Source organism: Acinetobacter sp. NIPH 542 (genome assembly GCF_000369825.1).
Lineage (GTDB): Bacteria > Pseudomonadota > Gammaproteobacteria > Pseudomonadales > Moraxellaceae > Acinetobacter > Acinetobacter oleivorans.
This window is the reverse complement of the sequence record NZ_KB850207.1, coordinates 46,457-54,863: the sequence shown is the minus strand read 5'-3', so window position 1 is coordinate 54,863 and position 8,407 is coordinate 46,457. Positions and strand designations below refer to the sequence as shown.

Below are 8,407 nucleotides of genomic sequence, written 5' to 3'. Positions count from 1 at the left end.
GCCAGCACAACTGGTATGGATACTTGCATTGGTCTTAATGTGCCGATGCGTTTTCCAAATCTTTACAGATGGGCTGATTGAATCTTACTTTAGTTGTTCATTTTAGCTAAGCGTATAACTAAATCAAGTTGCTTTGCATATTAATGAATCGATTGATGCTTTATATACAACTGCTTGGGTGTTGTATAGTCAAGCCTCACGAGCAATTAGTATTGGTCAGCTTCACATATCACTATGCTTCCACATCCAACCTATCAACGTCCTAGTCTCGAACGGCTCTTTAGAGGACATAAAGTCCTAGGGAAATCTTATCTTGAGGTAGGCTTCCCGCTTAGATGCTTTCAGCGGTTATCCCTTCCGAACATAGCTACCCGGCGATGCGACTGGCGTCACAACCGGTACACCAGAGGTTCGTCCACTCTGGTCCTCTCGTACTAGGAGCAGATCCTCTCAAATTTCCAGCGCCCACGGTAGATAGGGACCGAACTGTCTCACGACGTTCTAAACCCAGCTCGCGTACCTCTTTAAATGGCGAACAGCCATACCCTTGGGACCTGCTTCAGCCCCAGGATGAGATGAGCCGACATCGAGGTGCCAAACACCGCCGTCGATATGAACTCTTGGGCGGTATCAGCCTGTTATCCCCAGAGTACCTTTTATCCGTTGAGCGATGGCCCTTCCATACAGAACCACCGGATCACTAAGACCTACTTTCGTACCTGCTCGACTTGTGGGTCTCGCAGTTAAGCGCGCTTTTGCCTTTATACTCTACGCGTGATTTCCGACCACGCTGAGCGCACCTTCGTACTCCTCCGTTACTCTTTAGGAGGAGACCGCCCCAGTCAAACTACCCACCAGACATGGTCCTCGCCCCGGATTACGGGGCAGAGTTAGAACCTCAACATTACCAGGGTGGTATTTCAAGGACGGCTCCATTGGAACTAGCGTTCCAACTTCAAAGCCTCCCACCTATCCTACACAAGTAAGGTCAAAGTTCAATGTCAAGCTGCAGTAAAGGTTCACGGGGTCTTTCCGTCTAGCCGCGGGTACACTGCATCTTCACAGCGATTTCGATTTCACTGAGCCTCTGCTGGAGACAGCGCCGCCATCATTATGCCATTCGTGCAGGTCGGAACTTACCCGACAAGGAATTTCGCTACCTTAGGACCGTTATAGTTACGGCCGCCGTTTACTGGGGCTTCGATCAAGAGCTTCGCTTACGCTAACCCCATCAATTAACCTTCCAGCACCGGGCAGGCATCACACCCTATACGTCCACTTTCGTGTTTGCAGAGTGCTATGTTTTTAATAAACAGTTGCAGCGGCCTGGTTTCTGTGGCTGCCAATAGCTCAGACCGCAAGGGTCATCACCGTCAGCAGCGTACCTTCTCCCGAAGTTACGGTACCATTTTGCCTAGTTCCTTCAGCAGAGTTCTCTCAAGCGCCTTGGTCTACTCGACCTGACCACCTGTGTCGGTTTCGGGTACGATTCCTGTGTAACTGAAGCTTAGAGACTTTTCCTGGAAGCATGGTATCAGCCACTTCGCTGTACAAGTACAGCTTGCTATCAGATCTCAGCATAGAGCACCCCGGATTTGCCTAAGATGCATGCCTACTTCCTTCCACCTGGACAACCAACGCCAGGCTGACTTAACCTTCTCCGTCCTCTCATCGCATTACACAGAAGTATTGGAATATTAACCAATTTCCCATCGACTACGCCTTTCGGCCTCGCCTTAGGGGTCGACTCACCCAGCCCCGATTAACGTTGGACTGGAACCCTTGGTCTTTCGGCGAACGGGTTTTTCACCCGTTTTGTCGTTACTCACGTCAGCATTCGCACTTCTGATACCTCCAGCATACTTCTCAATACACCTTCATCGGCTTACAGAACGCTCCCCTACCACTTGACTAAAAGTCAAATCCGCAGCTTCGGCACATAGTTTTAGCCCCGTTACATCTTCCGCGCAGGCCGACTCGACTAGTGAGCTATTACGCTTTCTTTAAAGGGTGGCTGCTTCTAAGCCAACCTCCTAGCTGTCTATGCCTTCCCACATCGTTTCCCACTTAACTATGATTTTGGGGCCTTAGCTGGCGGTCTGGATTGTTTTCCTCTTGACTACGGACGTTAGCACCCGCAGTCTGTCTCCCGGATAGTACTCATAGGTATTCGGAGTTTGCATCGGTTTGGTAAGTCGGGATGACCCCCTAGCCGAAACAGTGCTCTACCCCCTATGGTATTCGTCCGAGGCGCTACCTAAATAGCTTTCGGGGAGAACCAGCTATCACCAGGCTTGATTAGCCTTTCACCCCTATCCACAAGTCATCCCCTGGCTTTTCAACGACAGTGGGTTCGGTCCTCCAGTTAGTGTTACCCAACCTTCAACCTGCTCATGGATAGATCGCCTGGTTTCGGGTCTATACCCAGCAACTAAACGCCCTATTAAGACTCGATTTCTCTACGGCTCCCCTATACGGTTAACCTCGCTACTGAATATAAGTCGCTGACCCATTATACAAAAGGTACGCAGTCACCGAACAAGTCGGCTCCCACTGCTTGTATGCATGCGGTTTCAGGATCTATTTCACTCCCCTCACAGGGGTTCTTTTCGCCTTTCCCTCACGGTACTGGTTCACTATCGGTCAGTCAGGAGTATTTAGCCTTGGAGGATGGTCCCCCCATATTCAGACAAGGTTTCACGTGCCTCGCCCTACTCGTCATCATTATGTGTGCCCTTTCGTGTACGGGAATATCACCCTCTACGTTCGCACTTCCCAGAGCGTTCCACTAAAACACACATAACTTAATGGGCTGATCCCCGTTCGCTCGCCGCTACTAAGGGAATCTCAATTGATTTCTTTTCCTAAGGGTACTGAGATGTTTCACTTCCCCTCGTTCGCCTTGCAACACTATGTATTCATGTTGCAATACCTACCTTAAAGTAGGTGGGTTCCCCCATTCAGAAATCTCCGGATCAAAGGATATTTGCCGCCTCCCCGGAGCTTATCGCAGGCTATTACGTCTTTCATCGCCTCTGACTGCCAAGGCATCCACCACATGCACTTAATTACTTGACTATACAACCCCAAACAGTCGTCAACACTTACAAGTGAGTGTTGTCCGTGCGATTCTTCATCGCTACTATCTGTTGCCTGTGTATTTAAACACTGTACAGCTTCAATCTAAATTCATATACCAAAACGCTTGATTCAGTTAATTTGCTAGTTCTCAATTCATCTAGATTAATTGCTTAATCTAAATTCTTGAGTGAACAATTTATTTCAGACTCAATTTTGCCAATCTGTTAATGAATAAACATGCCTTCGTCAGGTCATGCTTAATACCGTGATACTTAAATCACAGAAGTTAATAAACCAAGATCTAAATCTCTATTTACTAATTTCTGTAATCCGAACTTCTCTTAAGTTCTGGTGGAGACTAGGAGAGTCGAACTCCTGACCTCCTGCGTGCAAAGCAGGCGCTCTACCAACTAAGCTAAGTCCCCAGCTTACATCATCAGTCATGTATCTTTTATCTATAACTTCAACCAGTCAAAGTCATGGTGGGTCTGACAAGACTTGAACTTGTGACCCCACGCTTATCAAGCGTGTGCTCTAACCAACTGAGCTACAGACCCTCAGATACATCTATGAAGAACAACTTGTTGTGGATTCTTACCAATCGTCAATCTTTCGTTAAGGAGGTGATCCAGCCGCAGGTTCCCCTACGGCTACCTTGTTACGACTTCACCCCAGTCATCGGCCACACCGTGGTAACCGCCCTCTTTGCAGTTAGGCTAGCTACTTCTGGTGCAACAAACTCCCATGGTGTGACGGGCGGTGTGTACAAGGCCCGGGAACGTATTCACCGCGGCATTCTGATCCGCGATTACTAGCGATTCCGACTTCATGGAGTCGAGTTGCAGACTCCAATCCGGACTACGATCGGCTTTTTGAGATTAGCATCCTATCGCTAGGTAGCAACCCTTTGTACCGACCATTGTAGCACGTGTGTAGCCCTGGCCGTAAGGGCCATGATGACTTGACGTCGTCCCCGCCTTCCTCCAGTTTGTCACTGGCAGTATCCTTAAAGTTCCCGACATTACTCGCTGGCAAATAAGGAAAAGGGTTGCGCTCGTTGCGGGACTTAACCCAACATCTCACGACACGAGCTGACGACAGCCATGCAGCACCTGTATGTAAGTTCCCGAAGGCACCAATCCATCTCTGGAAAGTTCTTACTATGTCAAGGCCAGGTAAGGTTCTTCGCGTTGCATCGAATTAAACCACATGCTCCACCGCTTGTGCGGGCCCCCGTCAATTCATTTGAGTTTTAGTCTTGCGACCGTACTCCCCAGGCGGTCTACTTATCGCGTTAGCTGCGCCACTAAAGCCTCAAAGGCCCCAACGGCTAGTAGACATCGTTTACGGCATGGACTACCAGGGTATCTAATCCTGTTTGCTCCCCATGCTTTCGCACCTCAGCGTCAGTGTTAGGCCAGATGGCTGCCTTCGCCATCGGTATTCCTCCAGATCTCTACGCATTTCACCGCTACACCTGGAATTCTACCATCCTCTCCCACACTCTAGCTAACCAGTATCGAATGCAATTCCCAAGTTAAGCTCGGGGATTTCACATTTGACTTAATTAGCCGCCTACGCGCGCTTTACGCCCAGTAAATCCGATTAACGCTTGCACCCTCTGTATTACCGCGGCTGCTGGCACAGAGTTAGCCGGTGCTTATTCTGCGAGTAACGTCCACTATCTCTAGGTATTAACTAAAGTAGCCTCCTCCTCGCTTAAAGTGCTTTACAACCATAAGGCCTTCTTCACACACGCGGCATGGCTGGATCAGGCTTCCGCCCATTGTCCAATATTCCCCACTGCTGCCTCCCGTAGGAGTCTGGGCCGTGTCTCAGTCCCAGTGTGGCGGATCATCCTCTCAGACCCGCTACAGATCGTCGCCTTGGTAGGCCTTTACCCCACCAACTAGCTAATCCGACTTAGGCTCATCTATTAGCGCAAGGTCCGAAGATCCCCTGCTTTCTCCCGTAGGACGTATGCGGTATTAGCATTCCTTTCGAAATGTTGTCCCCCACTAATAGGCAGATTCCTAAGCATTACTCACCCGTCCGCCGCTAAGTGATAGTGCAAGCACCATCACTCCGCTCGACTTGCATGTGTTAAGCCTGCCGCCAGCGTTCAATCTGAGCCATGATCAAACTCTTCAGTTAAAAATCATTTTGCACCTTATTAAAGACAAGGTGCCAATTCTGGCTCATCAATTTTCTGACTTAAATTTCGCTCAAATAAACTTCGAGTAATTTAAACCAATCAATCAATGATAATATTTCGATCGATCAATCAGTAAAAATCCACACAAGTTGTTCTTCAATTCTCTTAATGATTTTTCCGCTCTTCGTCAGAGACAGAATTCAACGCAATACCAAGTTTTCATCTTAACCCTGTAAGCTAAGATATTCTCGTGTATCGCGTCGGGATGAGTGCATTATAGGGAAAAAAAACTGGTACGCAAGCACTTTTCTAAATATATGTGTTTGACCGACTCTTTTTTACCCAACCAAAAATATAAAAAGCCAAAATAATTAACTAACTTATTAATAATTAACAATAAATATTAAATCATTTATTTTCATTCTTTTTTGATTTTCACTTCTAGTATCTTAATAGGTTGTTTAGGAACGTTCTGATGCATGCCATCATTGGTTGTAGGTACCTTTACAATACGGTCAACCACATCCATTCCTTTAGTTACTTTTCCGAAAACTGCATAACCTGGGTTACCAGCCGAACGATTTAGAAAATTGTTATCTGCGACATTAATAAAGAATTGACTAGTAGCAGAGTCAGGATTTGCAGTACGAGCCATTGCTAAAGTTCCGCGGGTGTTAGCAATTCCATTTCCGGCTTCGTTTTTGATTGGTGCTCGGGTTGTCTTTTCCTGCATATTTGCAGTAAGTCCACCGCCCTGCACCATGAAACCAGGAATTACGCGATGGAAGATCGTATCTTTATAAAAGTTCGACTTTATATAGGTTTTAAAATTCTTTACGCTGATTGGGGCTTTCTCGTCATAAAGTTGTATTTCTATGTTGCCTAAATTTGTTTGCATTTCAACTAAAGTGTCAGCCCAAACTGAATGACTGCTTAGACCTAAGCAACATAGCATTAATAATTTTTTCATATCTTCCTACAGTAAAATGCAAAACTTAATAGAGGTTAAATTTAATCGTCTATATAAAAGAATTCTAGTGAGTATTTATTATCTTTTATTTAAGGCCTAATATTTTGGATGTGCCCATGTTCCACGTGAAACATGGACCAAACTTTTATTTAGCTATTTTTATCCCAAAATTTTCTAAAGTTTTTACTGAACTCAATGGTGTACCGTTTGGCTTTTTTGGAAATAGGCGTCAAATTTATAAAACCATGAGTTTGATCTGAATATTCTTCATAATGCATTTTGACACCATTTTGGCGTAGCTTATAGCTATAGATTTTTCCTTCATCATGTAATACATCATGCCCAGCAGTAATCACAAAAGCCGGAGGATTCTTCTTCAAGTTGCCATAAGTTGGAGAAATAATTGGATCATCTAGTTCTACGTTATGCTGGGTTGCATAATATTGAGTGACATTATTGATATCGTTATCCGTCAAAACTAATCCTTCGTTATATGCATAGAAGGAAGGATGTCGACTCTTGAAATCGACGGCAGGATAAATAAGAAGTTGGGCCTGAGGAGCATAAGGTTTATTTACTGATCTTTGAGCCACGACTGTACTAATGTTTCCACCAGCACTATCCCCGGCTACCGCAATTCGACCTTTTAATATTTTTAACTGTCTACGATTTTGATATACCCAAGCTAAAGCATCTTCACAAGATTGGATTAAATGCTGAGGAGAAACCTCAGGTGCTAGGGGGTAATCAATACTGAGTACTTGTACTTTTGCATATTTTGCCAATATACGACAAACCTCATCATGAGTATCTAAACCACCAACAACAAATCCTCCTCCATGATAGAAAACAATAAGAGGTAGTTTTTTATTCGGTGCTGGATGATAGTGTCTCGCAAAAACGGTTCCACTTTGGAGAGGTAAACGGATATCTTCTACTAAATCGATCTCTGTTGACTTGTGGCGTATAGCCAGCATTTGCGTATCGAACTGCCTTCTAGATTCAATTGGGTCTGAACCAATGAAACCGATATGACCCTGTTTAATTTGTACAGCCATCATACATTTAGTAAATGAGTCTAGATCGGGATATTGATAAGAATATCCAAGAATTTTAGCAAGTGATTCTTGAGCTAATCGAGGTAACTTATCAAGAGCTCGAGCAGCAGGCCCTTGGCCCTTATCTAGCAATGTTTGAATTTTTTGATTAAATGCTGTCATGCCTATCTCCATGAATCCCTCTTATCCTTCATATTTTCTACAGAATTTTGTTGTTATTTGACTATATTCGCATACAACTCATGTAATCAAGATACAAAGGTAAAACCCAAATTACGCTAATCTGATTTCAAGCAAATGTCATTAACAAATCTGTCACTTAAAACAGGACTTTTTTGCCAATTATTGTTAACAGACAAAAAGAGGTACGATTATGTCAACAAAACTAGTTGTTACTTTATTAGCAACCAGTCTTTTAACTGTAGGCTGTGTGGCTTATACGGATGACCCTTCTTATCGTGGTGGTTATGGTTACCATGATCATGATAGTAATCGCTATGATCGCAATGATGGACGTCGATATAACGATTGGGAACGAAGACGCTGGGAAGAACGTCAAAGAATATATGAACAACAACGAAGAGTTGCTCGCGAACAGGATCGAAATCGTCATGAATGGGATAAAAGACGCCATGACGAGGATAAGAAACGCTGGGATGACGATAAAAGACGCCACGAGTGGGATAAAAAACGGGTAGAAGATCGTGATCATAATCGTCGAGATTCTCGTCATGATGACTAAATTCATTACTATATAAAAAGCCCCAATAAGCTACGTCTTTTGGGGCTTTTTTGAGAATTCTAAACTCTCTTAATTATAGAGTAATGAGTAGCAGCTCACTTCATACATAAATCGGCATCTTAAATATATGACTCTATAATCTTTTAACTATTCTTATCACTAAGAATTACTGAGCTGTTGCAGAACCAGAAACAGAACCAGAAGCGCCAGCATCAACTTGACCTGGTTGTGCTTGGCCAGAAACGCCCGCATCAACACCTACACCAGCTTGTACGCCAGATGGGCTAGCACTTGTTTGAGCAGAACCTGATGCGTTTAAACCAGCTTCAGATGCACAACCAACAGCTGTAAAAGCAACACCAGCAAGTACTACAGAGATAAGACCTAATTTTTTCATAATC

At 44.7% G+C, this 8,407-nt stretch carries 4 protein-coding genes, 2 tRNA genes and 2 rRNA genes; 1 reads left to right on the top strand and 7 read right to left on the bottom strand.

Translation table 11 applies throughout. The annotated features are described in order from the left end of the window. Positions 1-185 precede the first annotated feature (185 nt). The 6 genes from F886_RS17405 to F886_RS17380 all read right to left on the bottom strand — a co-directional run bounded on the left by F886_RS17405 (position 186) and on the right by F886_RS17380 (position 7,426). Positions 186-3,078, bottom strand: a 23S ribosomal RNA gene (locus F886_RS17405). A gap of 352 nt (positions 3,079-3,430) precedes the next feature. Beyond that, a tRNA-Ala gene (locus F886_RS17400) sits at positions 3,431-3,506 on the bottom strand. 55 nt (positions 3,507-3,561) lie between these two features. Next, positions 3,562-3,638, bottom strand: a tRNA-Ile gene (locus F886_RS17395). Positions 3,639-3,697: 59 nt separating this feature from the next. Beyond that, positions 3,698-5,235 (bottom strand): 16S ribosomal RNA (locus tag F886_RS17390). Together the 16S and 23S rRNA genes with 2 tRNA genes alongside form the textbook arrangement of a ribosomal RNA operon. A 419-nt stretch (positions 5,236-5,654) precedes the next feature. After that, a complete protein-coding gene (locus F886_RS17385) occupies positions 5,655-6,206 on the bottom strand; it encodes a peptidylprolyl isomerase (protein WP_005308437.1) in 552 nt (183 codons plus the stop codon). 149 nt (positions 6,207-6,355) lie between these two features. Then, the gene (locus tag F886_RS17380; protein ID WP_034591530.1) at positions 6,356-7,426 is read right to left on the bottom strand and encodes an alpha/beta hydrolase; all 1,071 of its coding nucleotides are present in this window, start codon (positions 7,424-7,426) and stop codon (positions 6,356-6,358) included. A gap of 211 nt (positions 7,427-7,637) precedes the next feature. Here F886_RS17380 and F886_RS17375 point away from each other — a divergent pair, with 211 nt between their 5' ends. Then, a complete protein-coding gene (locus F886_RS17375; RefSeq protein WP_005308431.1) occupies positions 7,638-8,006 on the top strand; it encodes a hypothetical protein in 369 nt (122 codons plus the stop codon). A 166-nt stretch (positions 8,007-8,172) separates the two neighbouring features. Here the strand turns inward: F886_RS17375 and F886_RS17370 are convergent, their stop codons facing one another. Then, a complete protein-coding gene (locus F886_RS17370) occupies positions 8,173-8,403 on the bottom strand; it encodes a hypothetical protein (RefSeq protein ID WP_000733015.1) in 231 nt (76 codons plus the stop codon). Positions 8,404-8,407 lie beyond the last annotated feature (4 nt).

Coding starts and splice junctions, on each gene's coding strand:
- F886_RS17385 (WP_005308437.1), bottom strand. CDS start 6,206: ATGAAAAAATTATTAATGCTATGTTGCTTAGGTCTAAGCAGTCATTCA.
- F886_RS17380 (WP_034591530.1), bottom strand. CDS start 7,426: ATGACAGCATTTAATCAAAAAATTCAAACATTGCTAGATAAGGGCCAA.
- F886_RS17370 (WP_000733015.1), bottom strand. CDS start 8,403: ATGAAAAAATTAGGTCTTATCTCTGTAGTACTTGCTGGTGTTGCTTTT.
- F886_RS17375 (WP_005308431.1), top strand. CDS start 7,638: ATGTCAACAAAACTAGTTGTTACTTTATTAGCAACCAGTCTTTTAACT.